This window comes from Pseudanabaena sp. PCC 7367 (assembly GCF_000317065.1).
GTDB classification, from domain to species: Bacteria; Cyanobacteriota; Cyanobacteriia; order Pseudanabaenales; family Pseudanabaenaceae; genus Thalassoporum; species Thalassoporum mexicanum.
In genome coordinates, this window is the sequence record NC_019690.1 from 154,543 (window position 1) to 174,212 (window position 19,670).

At 43.5% G+C, this 19,670-nt stretch carries 19 protein-coding genes; 9 read left to right on the plus strand and 10 right to left on the minus strand.

The features are described from left to right. Window positions 1-15: 15 nt before the first annotated feature. From PSE7367_RS18990 to PSE7367_RS19000, 3 genes are all read right to left on the minus strand, one after another. Window positions 16-2,079 carry a type IV secretory system conjugative DNA transfer family protein gene (locus PSE7367_RS18990; protein ID WP_015146173.1) on the minus strand — a complete coding sequence of 688 codons (2,064 nt, stop codon included), beginning with the start codon at window positions 2,077-2,079 and terminating at the stop codon, window positions 16-18. 85 nt (window positions 2,080-2,164) lie between these two features. Then, the gene (locus tag PSE7367_RS18995) at window positions 2,165-3,076 is read right to left on the minus strand and encodes a hypothetical protein (RefSeq protein WP_015146174.1); all 912 of its coding nucleotides are present in this window, start codon (window positions 3,074-3,076) and stop codon (window positions 2,165-2,167) included. A 4-nt stretch (window positions 3,077-3,080) separates the two neighbouring features. Continuing rightward, the gene (locus tag PSE7367_RS19000; RefSeq protein ID WP_015146175.1) at window positions 3,081-3,779 is read right to left on the minus strand and encodes a vWA domain-containing protein; all 699 of its coding nucleotides are present in this window, start codon (window positions 3,777-3,779) and stop codon (window positions 3,081-3,083) included. Window positions 3,780-4,857: 1,078 nt separating this feature from the next. Here PSE7367_RS19000 and PSE7367_RS19005 point away from each other — a divergent pair. The 3 genes from PSE7367_RS19005 to PSE7367_RS19015 all read left to right on the plus strand — a co-directional run bounded on the left by PSE7367_RS19005 (window position 4,858) and on the right by PSE7367_RS19015 (window position 7,104). Continuing rightward, window positions 4,858-5,292 carry a PadR family transcriptional regulator gene (locus PSE7367_RS19005; RefSeq protein ID WP_015146177.1) on the plus strand — a complete coding sequence of 145 codons (435 nt, stop codon included), beginning with the start codon at window positions 4,858-4,860 and terminating at the stop codon, window positions 5,290-5,292. Window positions 5,293-5,386: 94 nt separating this feature from the next. Beyond that, a complete protein-coding gene (locus tag PSE7367_RS19010) occupies window positions 5,387-6,283 on the plus strand; it encodes a hypothetical protein (protein ID WP_015146178.1) in 897 nt (298 codons plus the stop codon). A gap of 8 nt (window positions 6,284-6,291) precedes the next feature. Then, window positions 6,292-7,104 (plus strand): alpha/beta hydrolase, encoded by an 813-nt coding sequence (locus PSE7367_RS19015; protein WP_015146179.1) that lies wholly within the window; start codon window positions 6,292-6,294, stop codon window positions 7,102-7,104. Window positions 7,105-7,351: 247 nt separating this feature from the next. Here the strand turns inward: PSE7367_RS19015 and mobQ are convergent, their stop codons facing one another. Next, entirely contained in the window at window positions 7,352-9,397 is a 2,046-nt protein-coding gene (gene mobQ, locus PSE7367_RS20870; RefSeq protein WP_015146180.1) for a MobQ family relaxase, read from the minus strand. Between the two features lie 236 nt (window positions 9,398-9,633). On the opposite strand from mobQ, the gene PSE7367_RS22580 reads away from it, so the two are divergent. Further along, window positions 9,634-10,086, plus strand: coding sequence for a hypothetical protein (locus PSE7367_RS22580; RefSeq protein ID WP_015146181.1), 453 nt, complete (start codon window positions 9,634-9,636; stop codon window positions 10,084-10,086). On the opposite strand, the gene PSE7367_RS19030 is transcribed toward PSE7367_RS22580, so the two are convergent. The 3 genes from PSE7367_RS19030 to PSE7367_RS22260 all read right to left on the minus strand — a co-directional run bounded on the left by PSE7367_RS19030 (window position 10,073) and on the right by PSE7367_RS22260 (window position 12,093). Next, window positions 10,073-10,303, minus strand: coding sequence for a hypothetical protein (locus tag PSE7367_RS19030; RefSeq protein WP_015146182.1), 231 nt, complete (start codon window positions 10,301-10,303; stop codon window positions 10,073-10,075). The two genes, PSE7367_RS22580 and PSE7367_RS19030, sit on opposite strands and share 14 nt — an antisense overlap. A gap of 148 nt (window positions 10,304-10,451) precedes the next feature. Further along, window positions 10,452-10,658, minus strand: coding sequence for a hypothetical protein (locus PSE7367_RS19035; RefSeq protein WP_015146183.1), 207 nt, complete (start codon window positions 10,656-10,658; stop codon window positions 10,452-10,454). A gap of 302 nt (window positions 10,659-10,960) precedes the next feature. Further along, a protein-coding gene (locus PSE7367_RS22260; protein WP_156800460.1) for an IS630 family transposase occupies window positions 10,961-12,093 on the minus strand; the annotation gives its coding sequence in 2 pieces (ribosomal slippage) (window positions 10,961-11,664 and window positions 11,664-12,093; 1,134 coding nt in all). A gap of 102 nt (window positions 12,094-12,195) precedes the next feature. Here PSE7367_RS22260 and PSE7367_RS19050 point away from each other — a divergent pair. The 3 genes from PSE7367_RS19050 to PSE7367_RS19060 all read left to right on the plus strand — a co-directional run bounded on the left by PSE7367_RS19050 (window position 12,196) and on the right by PSE7367_RS19060 (window position 14,773). Continuing rightward, on the plus strand, window positions 12,196-13,017 hold the full coding sequence (locus PSE7367_RS19050) for a hypothetical protein (protein WP_015146184.1): 822 nt from the start codon (window positions 12,196-12,198) through the stop codon (window positions 13,015-13,017). 627 nt (window positions 13,018-13,644) lie between these two features. Beyond that, window positions 13,645-13,941 carry a hypothetical protein gene (locus PSE7367_RS19055; protein WP_015146185.1) on the plus strand — a complete coding sequence of 99 codons (297 nt, stop codon included), beginning with the start codon at window positions 13,645-13,647 and terminating at the stop codon, window positions 13,939-13,941. A gap of 286 nt (window positions 13,942-14,227) precedes the next feature. Further along, window positions 14,228-14,773 (plus strand): hypothetical protein, encoded by a 546-nt coding sequence (locus PSE7367_RS19060; RefSeq protein WP_015146186.1) that lies wholly within the window; start codon window positions 14,228-14,230, stop codon window positions 14,771-14,773. Between the two features lie 8 nt (window positions 14,774-14,781). Here PSE7367_RS19060 and PSE7367_RS20875 read toward each other — a convergent pair whose 3' ends face one another. The 3 genes from PSE7367_RS20875 to PSE7367_RS19075 all read right to left on the minus strand — a co-directional run bounded on the left by PSE7367_RS20875 (window position 14,782) and on the right by PSE7367_RS19075 (window position 17,334). After that, window positions 14,782-15,426 (minus strand): hypothetical protein, encoded by a 645-nt coding sequence (locus tag PSE7367_RS20875; protein ID WP_015146187.1) that lies wholly within the window; start codon window positions 15,424-15,426, stop codon window positions 14,782-14,784. A gap of 152 nt (window positions 15,427-15,578) precedes the next feature. Further along, a complete protein-coding gene (locus tag PSE7367_RS19070; RefSeq protein ID WP_156800570.1) occupies window positions 15,579-16,778 on the minus strand; it encodes a ChaN family lipoprotein in 1,200 nt (399 codons plus the stop codon). Between the two features lie 76 nt (window positions 16,779-16,854). Further along, complete coding sequence (locus tag PSE7367_RS19075; protein ID WP_015146189.1) at window positions 16,855-17,334, minus strand: QcrA and Rieske domain-containing protein; 480 nt, start codon at window positions 17,332-17,334, stop codon at window positions 16,855-16,857. A 532-nt stretch (window positions 17,335-17,866) separates the two neighbouring features. Here PSE7367_RS19075 and PSE7367_RS19080 point away from each other — a divergent pair. Continuing rightward, window positions 17,867-19,051 carry an AAA family ATPase gene (locus PSE7367_RS19080; protein ID WP_015146190.1) on the plus strand — a complete coding sequence of 395 codons (1,185 nt, stop codon included), beginning with the start codon at window positions 17,867-17,869 and terminating at the stop codon, window positions 19,049-19,051. Next, window positions 19,051-19,632 (plus strand): DUF4276 family protein, encoded by a 582-nt coding sequence (locus PSE7367_RS19085; protein WP_015146191.1) that lies wholly within the window; start codon window positions 19,051-19,053, stop codon window positions 19,630-19,632. The genes PSE7367_RS19080 and PSE7367_RS19085 overlap by 1 nt, the downstream gene beginning before the upstream one ends. Window positions 19,633-19,670: the final 38 nt, after the last annotated feature.

Below are 19,670 nucleotides of genomic sequence, written 5' to 3' on the forward strand. Positions count from 1 at the left end.
GGTTTTCCTGGCAGATCAGGTCAGATCAAAGCTGTATGAGTCGTCATTGCGATCTTGATTGTCATCATTGGTATCGCTATCGACTCCATCGTCAGCTCTTTCATAGGCCAGGCGATTGCTTTCCAGTAGCTCCTTGAGCCTTTGGCGAAACTGTTCGGTATCACTAATTGAGGCATCACTGAGTGCCTGTTCTTCTTCTAAATAATGTTGATGCTCTTCATAGGAAATGATGCTAGCTAAGCCCAACCTTTCTAAGTCAGACTTATCCCAGCTACCGAGGTATTGCAGACTGCCATCGGCAGGCACAAAATTCTGCACCGATTTATCTTTGCTGACCAGCCCGTTACTGATCGCTTCAGAGCTATTGGTGTACCAGTAGCCATAGTCACCGTTATGGAAAAAGCCAGTTACACCTGTTTTGGTATCAGGATCTGGCGATGGAATACGATTGAAGCCTTCCGGAGAAACAATATGTACTCTTTCTAGATATTCTGACTCTTTCCAGCGTTCACCAAACCAGGTGCGCTCGATATTAATTCTGAACCGCTCGCCCATACCCAGGGATTCAGAACAATAACGGGCACTATCTAAATCATTCATTTTGAGATAGCCGCGATGATAGAACTGACTTAGGATCTCCCGGGTTTGTTGGCCACCATAAACGTTCTCAACTGAGGGTAATGATTGAGTGGCAATTATTTGGGCCCCACCCTTACTGCGGGCATTGGTTGAAAATTCGTTATGTAATGGCAGAAATCCCAGGGTCTGAAACTCATCCATCACAAACAAGGTATTTACGTCCTGGATATCTGTATCAGGACGACGCAGAATGATCTGCTGCATCCGCGTTACAATCAATCTTGCTAGGGCACCTAACACGGACATGTTTTCAGGATCGCGGCCTAGGATCATCACCCCTTCCTGTTCCAAGATTTCGTACAAGCTGATCTTTTTGGGGCTGTTTTCCCATAGCGCTGCCACTACCGCAAAAGGTGAGAGATAAGTTTGGATCGTTACCATCACTGAATGGGTCAGCCGATCACCTTCAAGCGGGGAGGTAAACCGTTTGGTCTCAGGAATACTATTGAAAATTTTGAGCAGCCGATCTTTTGAGCGGGTGCCCAGTAAAATATCGCGCAATCCCCATTGCCCTGGTGCTTTGATTGTGAAGTAAAGGGCGAGACCTTCCAGCATATAGACACAAGCATGCCGCCAGAATTCTTCACGTACATTGTTTGGATTTGAATCTAAGGTAAGACAGTCTCCTAAGGCACGGCAATGCGATGGTTGAGTAATATCTTTAGCAATATCCCATGCAAATGCTCTTTGATCAAAGGGGTTGAAAATCCAAAATTGACTATATGGGTTGATACTCTGCAACAGATTCAATGTATCGCGCTTGGCGTCATAGATAATTGCACGTAAACCTTTACCAGTGCCAACATGCGGTAAGTAGTCCTGTAAGAAAAAGCGCATCGTGATCGTTTTACCTGAGCCAATTGAGCCAAGCAGGAAAAAGTTATAGGGAATCCGGGTCGAGGGGACTGGCAGGCCGCCCCAATTAACCGTCATCAGATCTGGGCGCTTCTTCTTCAGCTTTTTGACAATCGTTTCGTAAACGCGAAGGACAGTGGCATAGGGTTTGATGAAACGATATGCTTCTCCTCGCCATATTCGAAAGCGGCGGCGCACTACACCACGTATCCGTTCGATACTGGCGATCAGTGGAATGCTAATCAGTAGGAAAAGAATGATACTGAGCAGTAAGGAAATACCGAGCAGGATCAGGGTAATGCAGTAGAAGCCTAGAAATTTTAGTGGGCGGATGAATGTCCGCTCCTCTGTCACATCCTTATAAAGTCGGATGCTACAGAAACAGAGCAAGACACCCACAACTAAGGCCAGTAATATTTTGACGACGGAGAAAAATACATGAAGACCATCATCTAAATCTGTTGGCTTGACCAGGAAAACTATTAGTATCAACCAAATGATCGTGATGAATCCTATTGCGGTTTTGCTAAACAGATCGCTGAAAAAATGAGGTGGCACATAGCCACGATGCATAGGCGCGGGCATAATTTACCTCGTGTTTTCAATATTTTTAAAAATCAGGAAGGGAAAGAAAGGCCCCAAGTCCAGATATGTTGGGGTCTTTGGCTATTTAGTAGGTAACCCTAAAGTCATCTCCTAGATCAGAGTCGGGTCTTTGATTGACATCAGTTACAACCTGATCTCTAATTTCCCCATTTGGGCTATCGGTTCTATTCGAGTGAGCGGTTTCGTAAAGCTGAACATATGATGGAGTGGGGATTAAACCATATTCTGGAGCCAAGGTTTGTGGCGGGATCAATTCCTCATAGCGCTGTGCCAAAATAACCAAATTTTTGGCTCCTTTAGTGAGATAGCTCAAGGATAGAGCCGCAAGAAATACGTACACTGGTGGTGCAGCGGCAGCGACAAGTCTGAGAAGTGGATCATCATCTCTTAGCCATATAAATGCAGATCCTGCTTCCAAGAGGAAAACGGGTATTACCACAAACCAAACAAGCACTGGCCAAGGCCTCCCATCCTCAGTTTCATCATGCTGCTCTTGTTGGGCTTCCAGCCACACTTCATTCAGAGGATATTGATCGCTACTAACACGCTCGGATAGATTTTCAAGACGATGTTTTTCCATCAAATGCACGAGTTTAAAGTGCATAACGGTCATTGCGTTCTCGGTCAACAGCTCTGTAAAATATACAAATACCGCAGCAATAAAGGGTGTCGCGGCATAGCTCAACCACTGTGGCAAAGTCAAAGTGATTGACTGCACTGCTGCAGATGCAATTAAGGCTCCAATGACTGCAATCAAAACAACAACTACTGGTTTTGCAGAATCAGGTAGTTGGTACATCATTCGAGCCTGGGCGCGTAGATGATTTGCTCTACGCTCTGCATAAGTAGCCTTCGCAAACTCCCTAATACTATTGATGATCGCTGCCTTATCTTGCTGACTGTATTTACTGAATTCTGATTTTGGTAACCAGCGATAAGACTCAAGACGCTTCTGCTTAAAATGTTGTTTATTCATTTGATTACCCTCCTCCATTGCGAGCAGACTGATAGGCTGAATTAATGGAGTTCCGGATACTTCCATCTGAGAGAGCAGAAATCCTAACCTGTGGGTGTTGAATAGTTTCTACAAGCTTCTGCTGCAGCTGGTTGTCAATTGCAATCAGCACAAGTTGTGTATTCTCATTCAACAACCTTTCCGCACTCTCTAAAGTCTGTTCCAGCGGGATAGCTTGAGAACCAACTCCTTGGTCATCAGCGTGGACTAGGATCGTGATCACAGTTCCACGGGTGTTAGATTGCTTAGCATGTGCTTGTTGGTTATGCAGACGCTCGAGGGCTCCATGAAGCGAGGTTCCAATTTGATTATCAACTTTTCCTTGCTCCAGCAGGGCATTTATATCCTTGCAAAGACTAAGGCCATCAAGGCGATTTTCAATTTTTACCGCGTGCAACACTGAGGTTGATGCAGCAAATGACTGCAGTGCAAAAGTATCCCCAGTTGCTGTATGCTCTTTGATCTCACTGCAGGCAATGTCAATCACGCGATCGAAATCACCTGACTCTCGCATAGATTTGGATGTATCCACCACGAGAATTGAAGCAATATGGACTTGTTTGCGTTGCCACAAAAATGAAGTAGCAGCAATACTCGTTAGAGCAAGAAGCACGAAGAATGCATTAAGCACTCCATTCGAGCTACGTGATTTTTTTGATATCATTTAATTTTCCTCTACATGAAATCCGTCAATGCATCTTGATGCGAGGCTCACGGAGTATAAGATCGGTTGGTGAAGTGATAAACTGATGTCCTAATCAGAGACAGGAAGGCTAGGGTCAGCGGATTCCTACCTGGCTAGCAACAAACTTGAATTAATTGAGGTCTCAGAAGTTAAAATCTGCAGGTACGGACACATATTCAGGGTCGCTTAAATGTAGCCTCCCTTTATTCAGGGACTGCTTTAAAGAAATCAGATCTGCTTAGGAAACTATGATTGGCAATTAGTCAGAATAGATAGGCACTGACCTGCTCCCCCTCATAAAGCAGCTCAACCTAATAGGAGATAAACATCTACATCTAATCTAGATATTCATATTTTCAGCATGCTAGCAGTTCAAATACTTTGCCATACTGCTCCAATTCCAAGACAGCAAACGATAACTATCATAATTCGCCAGGTAACTTCCCATATCCATGGCATAACACCAGCAACTAGATGAAAAGCTCCACACACCGAGGACAACAGGAAAGCAGCAACTATACCTAAGGCAAAAAATAATAGAAGGTTAGCTAAGCGACCACCCAAAAGTAGAAGCAGATTGTATCTTTGCTCTCTCATGTGCAGCCTCCAAATATTTACAACTTCTCATTCCTTGCTAGAAAATGAACAAGCATTGAGAATCCTTATACTTTAATAAGTCATGCATTAACTATTAGTATTGTTTAGACTATCAAATATGTCAAGTCTTTCAATATAACAAACTATACTATTTGGCAAAGCTAGTTTATAGTTTTAATAGCTGCCGATGGATGCCGAAAGATTATTCTAATGATGTGCAATTTACTGCAAAGGTATTATTGGTGGGAAAAACATCTATGGAGTTGAACCTTAATTGATCAATTGAAGTGACTGGATTCGATATCTTTCAGTAGCTTATTTATCAAATTCCTGGCAATCAGAGACCATAAATACTAAGATTGGAACAAGCAATATCAAGTTTGCAAGCTAAGTAACATATCAGATATACTCCCGATTTTATAGTTACCTTGCATTTGTTAATTATTCTGTATCCATTCCTATGCCAAGAAAGCCAATCAAAGACCTATATATTCCATCGGGTGTTGAAGAGGATATCTTGAACGCCCTATCTAATAACGACAAGTTATATGGTCTTGAAATTATCGACGCTATTGAAGAGGCAAGTCAGGGAGAACGGAAAATCGGTCTAGGTAGTCTTTATCCCACTCTTCACAGATTAGAGAAGAAAAAAAAGCTGGTTAAATCCAGGTGGGGAGAGGAAGAGGATGGAACAGGCGGTGCGAGAAGGAAATATTACAATCTCACCCCCCTTGGCAAACGATCATTAGAAGATTTACATAAATATCGCACCAAATTGTATGAATGGCAATCACCTTCTACTAAGCAAATCTCACCTTCGGAACATGATGAAATGTTATCTAGTGGAGCTGATGTAGCATTTGGGAATGGAGGTAATCACTTAAAGAAAATATAAAGCGGTGGATTTATAGAGCTAGTTTTGATTAGCCCAAATAATAAGGCAAGTGTTACTAAATACTAGTGTGACTTAACATCATGAGGTGGCAATCATGACATTCAAGAGATCTAATCGAGATAAAAATCTTCCTATCTGGGTTAATACCATTGTTCCTTATGAATATAAAGCTGATTTAAATGAGCTTTACAACAGATGGAGACATAAAGGCTTCTCTGAGTCAGAAACGATATTTAAGGTGATTCAAGCATTACTATCATTACTTTTCGCAACTGTGAGAATGATTGTTTGCGATTTATCTGACTTTATATCTAGAATATGCTTTTTCCTTTCTCCAAGATTTCCTAAGAATCTTGAGTTCTTGGAAAAATCATTTTTATATGATTACCATGCCAGATCTATTAAATACGTCAGGATCTCTCAAGTTGCGGGATTTTTGGCATATGCATTATTTGGAATATTGGATATATGGTGTATTCCTTCAGCCAGAGAACAAGCCTGGATTATTCGCTACGGTCTTGTATGTCCCATTTTTCTGCTTGCATTCGTACTGTCTTTCTTCAAATTTGCCAAAAGATGGCTTCATTTCACTTCATGTTTTTTATTTGTCATCGCGGGGGTTGGAATAAGTGTCATGATTGCACTCTCAGCTCCGGAAGAGATTGGTTATACAACTTATTACACGGGCCTTATCCTTACCGAAATATTCGGGTTTACCCTGTTTCGCCTTAGATTCATTGAGGCTTCAATAGCAGGATTTCTGATTTTTCTTAGTTACGAAATAGTCGCTTTATTTGTGCAAGAAGTATTATCTAGCTATGAATCAACTATTATTTTCGTGAACAATAATTTTTTCTTTGTCACTGCTTTTATTGCTGGGATGATTGCTTGCAATCATTTAGAACACTATGCAAGGCGCGATTATTTATTTAGATATCTTGCTGAAAATCGAAATTTAAAAGAGTTCTATTTACTGGGCAAGCATTACTAGATCAGAATATGAAAGAAGGGCTTAATCTTGCTATTACAGAGTGCTTCCCTGACCGAAATTCCTCAAAACCTCCTATTATTTTTATCCATGGTGCCTGGCATGGCAAGTGGTGCTGGGAAGAATATTTTTTATCTTACTTCAAGAACCATGGATATCATGCAGTGGCCTTTGACCTTCGTGGTCATGGTAACAGCCAAGGGAAAGAACATCTACAGTGTTCAAGAATAAGCAATTATGTTGATGATCTCGCTCGGGTGATTTCAATAATTGGAGAGTCTCCTATCTTGATTGGGCATTCAATGGGAGGCTTAGTCGTACAAAAATACCTGGAGAAAAGCACAGCTGATGCCGCAGTTTTACTAGCATCTATACCAATTTCAGGGGTTATTAGATATGCCATTGATTTTTTTCTCAGGCATCCAATAGCTATGTTTAGAACCCATCTTCAACAGGATCTTTATCAAATTGTTAAAACTCCTGAGTTCGTTAGGGAAAATTTTTTTTCCAAGGATATCTCCGTAAGCAAGATTCAAGAATATTTCTTTAAAATTCAGACTGAATCTTATTTTGCTTCCTTGGATATGCTGTTCTTAGATCTACCTTGTCCCAGAAAGATTTTGAAGGGTACACCCATGTTAGTTCTTGGCGCTCAGAATGATGTGATTGTTAATCCCAAGGAAGTTAGAGACACAGCTTTAGCATACAAAGCACCGGTCAAGATATTTGATGATATGGCACATGACATGATGTTGGAGACCAATTGGCAACTTGTCGCTAACTTTATTCTCGATTGGCTGCAGGGGACTTGCAGTTTCACATAAGCTTTATGCTCAGTAGATTAGCTAGCATCTTAGCTCTGAAATAGGTTGGCTCCAGCCTATACTACATTGCCATATATTGCCTCCGGAGCCGCTTCGCTGGGTTCCGGTTAAGCACAGCCGAGCCGATCGCCGACGTGCAAGCGCATGCGTAGCACGAGCAGGCGAGTGCTGTGGTAGGAACCAGCTTAAAAAGCGGCTCTGGTAGGCAAGTGGGATTGCCTCTGGTGAGCTGAAGCAACCTAACTCTTTAGCGCCTGAGATCTTGATCGTTATTTTTAGAACGATCATCCCGCCGTTTCGGTGAAATTATTGTATGTAGATTTAGCTGCTCCAGTCTACGCTCACGGCCATAGCCCTGGTCATGCAGCTCCCGGTGAGCATCTTTAACCCTCTCAATCACCTGTGGGTGATACATAACTTCCCGGTTGATAATAAACTTACGCACATAATCAAGCTTTTGCTGCTCATCAATTCCTGTACAACGGGGACTAGCTTTCATAATTGCCGTCCTGATCTGACTAGGTGAGTAACGGGCAGCAAATAGCTTGATCGCAATATCACGATCGGCGTTAATCCCCTCCTCTGTCACGCCCATCACATCCATATTCTGAGCCATGGCCTTACGTGCTAGTTCTTTGCGGAACTCACGGGTAGCATGACCGTTATATCCCTGCCAGTCTGGCTGTTCTAAGGCTTTCAAGGATGCATAGACACATTTATTCTGCGCTTTTTTGATTTCCTTACCAGTCAACGGCGGTAGTTTGGGTGGAGCGGGAAGCTGCTTTACGTCATGGACACTAAAAAATTGGTATATGCTTCTTGATTTAGGCTCTTTTGGTGACGCAGAAGAGTTTTTGGCTTTACTGGCCTGAGCCTGGGGTTTAGCTTTTGCCTGCTCAGATTTCACTCGCTGGTAGATCGGGTCTACGATCCGGCGCACGTAGGCATAGCGATCAGCTGATCGCTCACGCATTAATTCAGGATAAGCATTTGCCACAATCCGCCGAATCGCTTCACGGCTCAAACCCCGCTTTGCCAAACGTTCTGCCATATATCGATCAGCTCGGCCATAGACATTACTCACTCGTTGCCTGACCTTCTTACCCAGGACTCGCAAACTATGACGAAATGTACACCGTTGCCTGACAAATCGGCGGTAATTGTCGTGACGATCTTGATGCTGGTCTCTAAGTCGGGCAATCTTTGGTAAAGTGCGCTTGCTAGCAGCAGGTGACGAAGAACTAGCGGCATTTTCTGGTGATGCTTGCGATTCAGATTTGGTTGGCTCCGCTCGGAGCTTACTTCGTTCCCGGTCAAAACGAGCCCTTGAATAGAGATCGATCAACTGGCGCTGGTCTTCGCTAAATGTTGGGATTCTCCCCTGCCCTAAATTACTTTGCCGATCACCCCTATCTGTCTTGCTCAGATGTTTAGGTGGAAATGCCAGAATGGCACTATCGCTTGCCAGACGAGCAAAAACATCGGATTGGCTGGCAGCAATATCAGCTTTAATCTGCTCAATCAATTCGCGCTCTAAACCAACGGCTAAACCCATCTCTTCACGATCATATAAGCCAGATCGTTCCATCTCCTCTAATCGTTGATTTGCCAATTCAATCAAACGGTATATGTCTCCGCGATCTGTGCGGATACCCCTATTTTCTAGTTCAATTATTTTTGCACCAAGGTGAATTTGAGGGATGCGGAAAATATTTCGTTCTGCATAGCTACGATGGTCAACCCGCACATCGTGGCCAGCTCGCTCTAGGGCATCATTTACATAATCAGCCCAGGCTTTGTGATGCAGCTTTAAGGTTTGCTTTTGATCCCAGGCTTTGACTTTCTTGCCAAAGCCATTTTCATCGATCGGCCGCACTGTAAACAGAATATGGGCATGGGGATTATTACCATCAAAGTTATGGTACGCAATATCAACAATTTTTCCCTCTGACGCATGTTGTTCTAAAACATATTGACGTACTAAGTCTTGTTTTTGCTCGTGGGTTAATTCGATCGGCAGTGCTACTTCATGTTCAAGAGCTACTAGAGCATCTTTCCGCTTTTCTGAATGCTCTACTGAATTCCATAGTTTATTGCGATCATAGACCCAGGTTGGTGCATTTAAAGGAGCAAATATCTCTGCACCATAGACATCATCTTTACGCGTGTAATTAAATTCTAGATCGGTGCGTTCATCGTGGACAATTGATCCTGAACGATATGCAGCTGCAGCGGTTGCACTCCTCCCTTTACTTCTGGCTATTCGATTCATGCGTAAATGGTGGATAGCCATTTTTATTTTGCATTTTAATTGTTTTTCATTTATTCTGCCTTGGGGTCTTAGGGGCTGTGCCCCTAACGCGCAGGAGTTAGTCATAACTCCTATGTGCGCCCTTCGATTTTTCAACCTCGGGACAAATGCAAATAATGTAATTATTTTACCGTATTGTTTACGATTTATGGGCATAATAATAGCTGGATACGGGTAAGATGATGGTATGACTGTTGCGCTAAAGTCAGGAGATTAATATGCCACGTCAAAAGAGTGCAGAGAAACTGGAGCAAGAATTAAAAAAGCTAAAAGCTAAACAGCAGAAAATTAGTGCTAAGTTGTCTGCCCAAAAGCGTAAGGATGATACCAGGCGTAAAATCCTGGTGGGGGCAACGATTATGGCCCAGGTGGAGCGAGGCGATTTTCCCGAAGATGTGTTAATTGATATACTCGATAAACATCTAGTCCGGCCACGGGATCGGGAGCTATTTGATCAGCTGGATGTGGATGCTAAGCAGCAAAATTTAGCTGCGGATATAAAAGCTGAATCAGTTGCACCTGAGGTTATTACTGAGTCTGTGGTGCCAAAAAGGACACGATCTGTAAAGTCGGCTAGGTCTAACAAGGTTTCAGATAAAAGTGCTAGGCCTGCTCGTCTACCGCAAAGTACCTCTCAAGATAAGATGCTGGAGCAGTTTAATCTGCACTAGACTCTGATTCGGGTGTATTAGTATCTTTGGGGGTTGGTTTGCGTAGGGTGAGGCGACCATTTACTGGAAATGCATCGAGCATTACTTCATAGCCTTCACCATCTTTATGGGGCCAGGCGGCACCAATCTCTTTCCATACTGATGATTTATCGCCATCCCGCTCTTTGACGGTATAGGCGACCAGGGCTGGTGTCTTTGATGCTGTTGGATTGGACATGTTACTCTCGCTGGTTTGCACTTGGGTGTTTTTTGCGTATATCCCATAGTCAAAGGATCGTAAATAATAATTGCTGTTGTAATTGAATTGACTGGAAGGGTATGAGGCCAAGGCACTTCCGCGATGCCTTGACCTCGGTGGCGGGACTCTAATACCGGGGCGGATGCATGCTGAGATATTTGGTATAAATTGGATTCCCGAACCAAAGGACATTGAATCCATCGCCTTTATCATTTTTGTAGACTAGCCCAACCCTTTCATATTTGGCTTTCTCTACCCCTTCTAGCTTCAAGACTTGAAATAACTCAAAGTCTGGGTGCGGTTTCTTGATGGTTTGAGTGGTTGTGTTGGTCATATTTTTCTCCGTTCTGTTTGGGTTAGTTGACTTACAAGCCCCAATACAAGGGACGGCTGGGGATGGATGACTAAGCGTTTTTTTGCAAAGCATCTTGCTTTGATGGCGCGAGGAAGACGCGGTACGTGGCGGGGAAAAAAATACTTGTCAGACGGACGATGTCCCTTATGGGGTTTGCGGTAAGGCAATTCTTTCCCAAGCAGTTTTTGGGAGAGGGTGACTGGTACATGACAAATCAAGTCATCCGGAAATGCTGTCAGATCGCCATAGAGGGCTTTTGAGGTGATGCAGCTAGTGGATTGTCAGCTTTCAATTTGTGGGTAAAGTCGCTTAAGGCGAATACGAGCATCTGCAGTTGTGAATTGCCAATCTACCGACTTCTGCAAATGATTACGCTCAATGAACCAAGCTGATGTTTCTTGTTCAAGAGTTTCTCGATCTGGGATCCGTCGATCCAGACATTGTCGGGTTAGTGCAGACAGCTCGATTTCGGCAATATTTAGCCAACTTCCATGTTTGGGCGTATGGTGAATTTCTAGCCGTTCGACCAACCGACGCGCAGTGGACGGAGCAAAGGCCTGATAGAGCGAGGCAAGTTTGTGAATGTTCAAATTGTCACATACCAAAATGACAGTCTCGCAATCGGCGTAGTCTTGTTCAAGTAAGCGTTGAATTTCGATCGCCCAATCAACTGAGGTTCTGCGTTCACTCACAACTGCTTTACGCCAACCGGCCAAAGGTTCTGTAAACAAGAAAATATTAGCGGTGCCATTGCGCTCATATTCATAATCTACCAACTCTGGTTGTCCTGATTTAGCCGGCAATGGAATGCGTGTTTGTTTAACCAATTGCACCGGTTTTTCATCCATGCAAATTACCGGATGCTTAGAATCATAGGGTTGGTGATAAATCTCTAGTACATCTTCCATATGAGCAACAAAATCGGCATTTTGCTCAGGTGGAATCACATACTGTTGACGTAGATGTGGTTTCAGTTCGTTTTTTTCAGCACTTGTCGCACGGTCTCGTGACAAATAGCTGGTACAATTTCTAACTCCACCGCTTTATCAGCAAGCAATCGCAATGTCCAGCGAGCATGACCAGCAGGTGGTTCGCTACAACGTAAGGCTATTAGCTTTGCCTCCGACTCTCCATCACATACGTGTGGTCGTGGCGCACTTTGGCGAGGTTTGCGTGCCAAGGCCGACTCTAAACCTCCTTCAATCAATCGTTGACGCAGGTTGGCTACTGTATTGCGATGGCAACTAAAGGTGGCGGCGGCTTCCGCATCTGTCCAGTTCTGGCCATTTATATCGATATTTAACAGAATGTTGGCATGTTTGATTTTATAGGCGGCGGCCTTACCAGTAGACACAAGATTTTGCAGCTCTTCGCGCTCTTCCTTGCTCAAACGGACGATATAGCGTTTAGGCATAATATACTGCTCGGATAACATAGGTATAGTTTATCCATCTTTCCCTTAACTCACAAACCCAAGATTGACAGAACACTAGGGCAAAATAACCAATCAAAACTAATGAGTATTACCAGCTTAGGCATTGCTTTGAAAGTCCCCACACTGGGGGCGAATAATCTTGATCCGGTCACTACTAACTATGTGGCGAATATTATTACGGCGGGTGGCACAATTTCCAGTGCGGCGATCGCTGCTAGTGATCAATTAGTGCGCGGTTTGAAAGCTGATGGCTTGTGGAACTTGCTGCAAGAAGTCTATCCCTTCTGTGGCGATTTTAATGCAGCCCTGGTAAAGCTAAAAACTGTCACTGGCCAGAATGTTTTAACTAATCATAATTTCGTGAGCGGTGATTATATTGAGTCCACCGGATTGACCAGTAATGGTACTACTAAATACTTGGGGACTGACTTCACCCCCAGCATACATAGTGGTGATGATTTTAGTCTTGGTGTTTATTGCCCCGATGCCTCAACAGATTCTAATGCGATCGCCTGTCGTAATTCGATCGCAAGTCGCCGACAGCTTTTAGCCCCTAGAAGCGGAGGATCAACGATCTCCTACTTAGTGGATAGCGATCGGGTCGATTCAGGAACTTTAAGCACCAGCAATGGGGCTTTTGGGTCTTTGATTGGCTCGAAGCTGGGCACTAACCTTGAGGCTTATCAAAATGGAGTCAGCGTTATTTCTGGCGCGGTTGTGGCTAGTCCCACTAAACCCACGGTCGAATACTTTGTGTTTGCACTGAATGATAATGGTGCGGTATCAACCCACAGTGCAACCACCTACAGCTTTGGCTTTATCGGTGATGGGCTTACCGATACTCAGGTGACCAGCCTTCACAATCGCATCTTGGCGTTCCAGCAATCACTAGGCCGAGCCTGATCATTTCATCGTTTCGAGTATTTTGATTGTTTTGAGCAGCTAAATGCCCTAAGCCATAGGCTCTAAACCTGTAGCGATCTTAGGGGCTTAATTACACTAAGACCAAAAAATTTGGGGGCTATTTGTATATATAAGTTAAAATGGTGTAAATTATTAAGTAAATTAGGCTTCATTATTCAAATCAACTTGCCGGAGTTGATTATGTGGTGGAAGAGATAGTTAAAAGTTAGTTCAAGGAGTCTAAGCTGTAAATTACTTGTAATTTAGTAAATATTAGCGATCGGCGCTAGTGATTTTGTCTAGTGGTTTAGACTAGCTCACAAATTTTTTCAATAAAGTATTTTATTTTCGCTTTATTGCAGGATATAAATTGGTCTATTAATCGTCTTAGTTATTAATTAAGTGCCAATAAATACTATTAAACGTCTAGAATCTGATTTTTAAATTTAAATTATCTTTTCTAAAGATTTTACCAGTAACAGTAACTTTTGTATTTTTGGAGGGCAAATTAATAATAAAAGTTTGATTGTTTTTGATTTAGCTGATTAATTATATTTGTTAATTTCAATTTAATTTAATTTATTAGCTTAACTGATAAAGCCAAACACGACGAGGAAGAATGGATAAATGCCTAATTGTAAAGTGTTGGTGTTTGATGGTCATGCCGAGCTAGAAAATCATACTCTCATAATCCATGCGCCAGATATGGATGCAGCGAAGCATTGGACTAGGGATTATGATATGCTGCTTTCCTTTGTGCGTCGCTACCCCCAGGCGACCTGGTTCAAAATTACGATCGCTGGTAAGCCATACTTACCCAAATCTCGGATCGACCACCAACCACAAAAGAATCATCAATCAGAAGAGGGGAAAGATATACCCTCGCAGCTACCAGAGACATCATTTCCCGCTGAACCCCACTAGTTAAAGGTTAACAATGGCGTTTAACAATGGTGATTAGCTCAAGTTTGACTCAGCCGCAATCGGGAACGCAGAAGAACATATAGAAGAATATATATTAGTTGGTTTGGCGCAAGAAGCGAATAAGGGCGGAGTAATAATTAAATATTAGGCATCATTACGATCGCTAGACGGGGTCAATTAGCGCTTGGCAAAAACCGACTGACTATGGCGGAGCCGTCTTATGAACCGATTCGCAATGGGGTTCATATGCCAGAATGAGCAAGAAGGAACAGGAACATAATGAACTATGGCGACTTCTTTGAAGCAAGCGATTACAACTGCGAATCAACATCTCAATAACAAAGCAGAGCAGCAGTTTCAGCAATATTTACAATGCCGCTTCGGTCAATTTGTCTCTATTGCTGCCTTAGCGATCGTGCCATTCCTTCTTTTTGTAGGCATCGCCAATGCCAGCATGTTTCAGGCCGAACCACGTTCCGCCACTCTGCCTGGCGATGATCGCCCTACCAAAGACCTGCCCCTGCCTCAGTTTAAGCCTAGCTTTAATCCCGCTGATGCCAATCCATCTGTGACTGTGATTAATACTTTTCTGGCTACCCTGCTTGGTGGTGGTGGCCTGGTGGCGCTATGGCGGGTTAAAAATGAAACCGATGCCAAAGCCCATGAATTTAGCATCAAATTGCTCACCATGCAAAAGGAGCTATTGGAATCCAATCGCACTGAAGTGGTGCAATATTTTGAGAACCGCACCGCTGGAATTACCGAAGAACTGAGATTAATCCGCGATCGGCTGGTAGTTCTAGAACATGAAGTTTCGCAGTTGCTCAAATAAGCCCCATCTCACAAACTCCAACTGGTTAAAAAACGAGTCGATCGCACTGTGCCTTTGACCAGTTCTGCCCCTGGTTCCTGAACACAGATCGCAAAAGTTGAAGCCAATTCCGTCTTGAGTAATAAAATCGCCGTATTGTGTCTCTGCAAACTCAGCCGACCTACGATCGCCAAAACCAAATCAGGATTATCATTGATTTCTAGCAAACTAAAGGTACGCTCAGCGTAGATCAATCCTGGTAAGGGCTCGCTCATTTCTTTGATCCGAATATCTTCCAGTTGATATTGCTGTGGTGAAATCAAAAATAGGGTTGAACAGGGTGGCTCTTGGGTGGCTAGTTTGATTACAGCCTGCTGGCGTTTGGCCAATTGTTGGCGCTGGGAATGGTATAACTGTGCCTTGGGTTCGTAGAGCCAGACTAAATAGCAATTGGCCGCGATCGTCACCACGAATCGATCGCCCCGATAGCTCAGCCGCAAAATAAACTTCAGTAGCCGATCGCCTTTGGGCATCATCCGAAAATAGCTGTAGAAATCATTACCCACCGCGATTGCCGCCATTGGTAAATCAATATCTTCGACCTTAATGTGGCAGGGAAGATATTGCTGGCGGGAAGTTAACACCAGAAATGGGGTCGGGTCAATACCTGACATCTACAACCTGCATCGATTTACTTAAGATTCACTTAGGGCTAGCAGTAAAATTTGGGAGCCTGATTCCGTCCTACTATAGCAATGAAACGATCCAGAAATAAAGAGGATTACAGGATCATTTTATAGCTATTTACAGTTTATTTAGCCAGCCCTCAAATTTGCCGATCGCGCCTTGGTTGATCCAGCAATCGGCTCACCGACTTCACCTTCAAACCGCCATCATATTGCCAGAAATGATCAGCGATCGGCTCAGCTTCATCATACTCATCTCCATGATCAGCAAAAAGCACATCCTCAGGATTGCCAAATAAAATCGTTGTTTGCTGAAAGCTTTCCTCGCTCGATTGCTCTGCGGCTTGGGCGGAATTCTCCACCAGACCATTCTTCAGCGGACGGTGAGGGGAAGGTTCTTGCTTGATCGCAGCTTGGGGTGTTTGGGCTGGGGGGGTGATCGCCTCGATTCTCCGCGCTACCCGCGAGGGAATACCATAGTCATAGACAATATGTCCCTGGCCAGCGATCACCAGAATCTGGTAATCCGGTTGTCGTTGATGAAACTGCACAATGCTATCCGCCATGGTTTCGTCCCACAGCACCTGGGCCGCAAAGAATCTTTCAAACCGATCATTTTTGCCACTTGTTTTGCTGGCATTAGCCTCGGGATTAGAATCAGAATCATTATCCTGGTGGTGGTGATGGTGCATTGCAAAGATATCACCGAGCATTTGGCGATAGCCACGATTGGGAGCAAAGTCCAGATCAGTGATCACTTGCTCCAAGGGCGGAATATGAACCTGTTCCGCCTCCGCCAGATTAGCTAGTCCTGCTTTGGCCACCTTGCGAGTGATTTCCGTGGGCGTGTTCATAGCGATCACCGGCAGGTTATGTTCCTTGGCATAGCGAATTAAGGGCGCATAATATCGCCAGTCATAGCCCCAGCGCTCTTCATATTCGGTCTTTCGCAATAGTTCAGTTTCGTCAATCTTGCCAGCCAGATAATCATCCACTGCACCTTGAAATGGTCGCTGGAACATCTCCACCGCGATCGCCACTTTGGGATTTTTTTGGTGCAACGCCATCAAAATCCGCAGTTGTTCTTCGTGATCCTGGGGGTTGGTGTGCATTTCACCCAGATAAATAATCTGCGATTGGCTCAGCTCGGTAAAAATGCTGTAGTTATTACTGGTTTGGGTCTGTTGCTGCGAGGTTTGGGTTAGGGCGATCGGATTATGGCTGCAAGCAGTGGTGGTGCCAATCAACAGCAGACTGAATGAAAGTGTGAGCAGACGGCGCGGGGGAAACATAGGGCGATCGAGGTAAATATGGGGTGAAATGGAGCGCAGATCGGGCAAATTGCCACTAATTACACTAATTACAAGTAGTTGGATTTAGGATACCCGTAGGTGGGAGCCAAACCAATCAACTACGTCAACTTAAATTAACCAGAATATCGCCTTCGCTTTCTTGAAACTCAAGCTGAACCAAGGGCTGATCTGCAGGCCCTGCTAAAACTGACCCGTCGCTAAGCGCAAATTTGGAATCATGGCAAGGGCACACCATCGCGTTTTCGGCTGGCTTCCAACTCACCTTGCATTGTTTGTGGGGGCAGGTGGGATCATAGGCCACGATCGCATCGGTGTCGGGATCACGCACCATAATCACCGGCACATCGCCATCTAGATTCAAAACCGAGCCTTCTGCATCCAATTCGGCAACGGTGGCAATTTTTGTAAAACTGCTGGTAGATTCTGGTGCATCTTGATCCGGCTGATCTGGAGCCTGATCTGCAGCAGGACTTGTGGTTTCATTAACATTACTGGTGCCATCAGCACAGGCAGCGATCGCCACAGGCAGCGAACCGGCCATACAGCTAATTCCAACCCAACCCATAAAATCACGGCGATTCATTAGTAGTATGTTCCCCACTCGGCTTGGTTATGCTTGCTTTGGTGATTGGGCCCCAATGGCTTAGATTTAATTAGACTTAAATCGATCGCTCCGGGTTTATTTTGCGCCTACTTAGGGTTTAGCTAATTAGCCCGATACCTAGTAGCCCTAGTAGCCTAACTATGCTCCCAACCAAAAACCATAGCTTAAAGACAGTCTCTGGCATGTATGTTAATGATATACACGCGCCTTTATTCTAGCTGAGAATTCTTAGAATTTGCGGTTTTTCAGCTTAGCTACTCGTGATTAGCGTTTTTTGTTTACATGTCGTCACACTTGAATATTGAATACTGATGCAATGATATCTGTTACAGATATTGCCCCAACCCTTCAAGCTAAATAAAAAATACCAAAAAACTGTGGGTTAAACAAAGTAGATTTAGCATATGCTCCTAGCTGACAATAGGTAAAAGATCATCTTTCATAAGAGTTTTACTAACCCCCTAAACATGACTTATGACAGTAAACTTAGTTAGCAAAGGAGGCTAGTATTATGAAGATTGTTGCTATCAAAATAAAAAACTATCGCCTTTTTAAATCGTTAGAGATAAAAGATATTCCAGCATTTTGCGTCATTATCGGCGCTAATGGTACAGGCAAATCCACCCTGTTTGATATCTTTGGTTTTCTGCGAGATGCCCTGAAAAATAATATCCGCCAAGCTCTCCAAGTACGCGGTGGTTTTAGTGAAGTCATCACAAGAGACTCAGATACAGAGAATATTGAGATCGAATTAAAATTTCGGATGAAAATCCTGGAAACCGAGCGATTAGTTACTTATTTATTAGTCGTGGGGCAAGAGAAAAAACGTCCTGTCGTCAAACGAGAAATTCTTAAATATAAACGTGGTGAATACGGATCTCCTTATCACTTTTTAGACTTTCAAAAAGGAAAAGGCTATGCGATTACAAATGAAGAAGACTTTGAAAAAACCGACGAAGAACTAGAACGCGAAGAACAGCAACTAGAATCACAAGATATTTTAGCGATCAAAGGCTTAGGACAATTCCAACGTTTTAAAGCCGCCAGTGCTTTTCGTTCTCTCATAGAAAACTGGCATGTTTCTGATTTTCATATTAGCGAAGCCAGGGGCAGCAAAGATGCCCTCTATGCTGAACATTTATCTCCCACCGGAGACAATATAGCAGTGGTAGCACAATATATTCATGAAGAGCATCCAGATATCTTCAAAGAAATTCTTGACAAAATGCGCGATCGCATCCCTGGTGTTTCTGAGGTTGAGGCGAAAAATACCGAAGACGGTAGATTAATCCTCCGCTTTCAAGACCAAGCCTTCAAAGATCCATTTATCGATCGCTATGTCTCTGACGGCACGATGAAAATGTTTGCCTATCTAATTTTGCTCTTTGACCCAAAACCCCATCCTTTGCTTTGTGTTGAAGAACCTGAAAACCAACTCTACCCAACTTTGCTTCATGAATTAGCTGAAGAATTTGCTAGCTATAGCGATCGTGGCGGTCAAGTTTTTGTCTCCACTCATTCCCCTGATTTTCTTAACGCAGTGCCCTTTAGCAGTATTTTTTGGCTCACCAAAGAACAAGGGATCACCACAATCCACAGAGCCGCTGACAACAATGTCCTTAAAAACTTGATTGAAGCAGGAGACCTACCTGGCTACTTATGGAACCAGGGCTGGTTTCAAGGAGTTTTTCCCTGATGTCCTACGACTTAATTTTTCTAGTGGAAGAACCTTCAATGAAAATTGTTTTAGATCAGCTTATACCAAAACTAATTCCCACCACCATCACTTATATTTGTATTGCGCACCAAGGTAAACAAGATCTTGTTAGATCTATACCTATTAAAATCAAAGCTTTTCAATTTAGCCCATCGCTCCAGTTTGTGATTGTCCATGATCAAGACTCCCATGACTGTAAAAAACTTAAGACAGAGTTACTAAGAATTTGCCAAGATAGCGGAAAGCCGGATGCTTTGATTCGTATAGTTTGCCGTGAATTAGAATCCTGGTTTTTAGGTGATCTAGCCGCTGTTGAAAAAGCCTATAAGCTTAAAATTGGCAGCCTCAGTAAAAAACAAAACCAACAAAAATTTCGCAATCCGGATCAACTGCATTCCGCTAAACAAGAACTTAAGAAATTAGTAACCACATATTATCCTGGTACTAATTCTAAAAACATAGCCCCCTACCTATCTATTACCGAAAACAAATCCCATAGCTTTCAAGTTTTTTGTATAGGAGTCCAGGGAATTTTAGAAAGAGTTGGTAATAATATTTAAAAGGAAACTACAGTTTTGTAGTCACGATAAGGAGCCAG

Coding starts and splice junctions, on each gene's coding strand:
- PSE7367_RS19000 (WP_015146175.1), bottom strand. CDS start 3,779: ATGATATCAAAAAAATCACGTAGCTCGAATGGAGTGCTTAATGCATTC.
- PSE7367_RS19085 (WP_015146191.1), top strand. CDS start 19,051: ATGTCCTACGACTTAATTTTTCTAGTGGAAGAACCTTCAATGAAAATT.
- mobQ (WP_015146180.1), bottom strand. CDS start 9,397: ATGGCTATCCACCATTTACGCATGAATCGAATAGCCAGAAGTAAAGGG.
- PSE7367_RS20875 (WP_015146187.1), bottom strand. CDS start 15,426: ATGTCAGGTATTGACCCGACCCCATTTCTGGTGTTAACTTCCCGCCAG.
- PSE7367_RS19060 (WP_015146186.1), top strand. CDS start 14,228: ATGGCGACTTCTTTGAAGCAAGCGATTACAACTGCGAATCAACATCTC.
- PSE7367_RS19015 (WP_015146179.1), top strand. CDS start 6,292: ATGAAAGAAGGGCTTAATCTTGCTATTACAGAGTGCTTCCCTGACCGA.
- PSE7367_RS18995 (WP_015146174.1), bottom strand. CDS start 3,076: ATGAATAAACAACATTTTAAGCAGAAGCGTCTTGAGTCTTATCGCTGG.
- PSE7367_RS18990 (WP_015146173.1), bottom strand. CDS start 2,079: ATGCCCGCGCCTATGCATCGTGGCTATGTGCCACCTCATTTTTTCAGC.
- PSE7367_RS19050 (WP_015146184.1), top strand. CDS start 12,196: ATGAGTATTACCAGCTTAGGCATTGCTTTGAAAGTCCCCACACTGGGG.
- PSE7367_RS22580 (WP_015146181.1), top strand. CDS start 9,634: ATGCCACGTCAAAAGAGTGCAGAGAAACTGGAGCAAGAATTAAAAAAG.
- PSE7367_RS19055 (WP_015146185.1), top strand. CDS start 13,645: ATGCCTAATTGTAAAGTGTTGGTGTTTGATGGTCATGCCGAGCTAGAA.
- PSE7367_RS19030 (WP_015146182.1), bottom strand. CDS start 10,303: ATGTCCAATCCAACAGCATCAAAGACACCAGCCCTGGTCGCCTATACC.
- PSE7367_RS19010 (WP_015146178.1), top strand. CDS start 5,387: ATGACATTCAAGAGATCTAATCGAGATAAAAATCTTCCTATCTGGGTT.
- PSE7367_RS19035 (WP_015146183.1), bottom strand. CDS start 10,658: ATGACCAACACAACCACTCAAACCATCAAGAAACCGCACCCAGACTTT.
- PSE7367_RS19075 (WP_015146189.1), bottom strand. CDS start 17,334: ATGAATCGCCGTGATTTTATGGGTTGGGTTGGAATTAGCTGTATGGCC.
- PSE7367_RS19005 (WP_015146177.1), top strand. CDS start 4,858: ATGCCAAGAAAGCCAATCAAAGACCTATATATTCCATCGGGTGTTGAA.
- PSE7367_RS19080 (WP_015146190.1), top strand. CDS start 17,867: ATGAAGATTGTTGCTATCAAAATAAAAAACTATCGCCTTTTTAAATCG.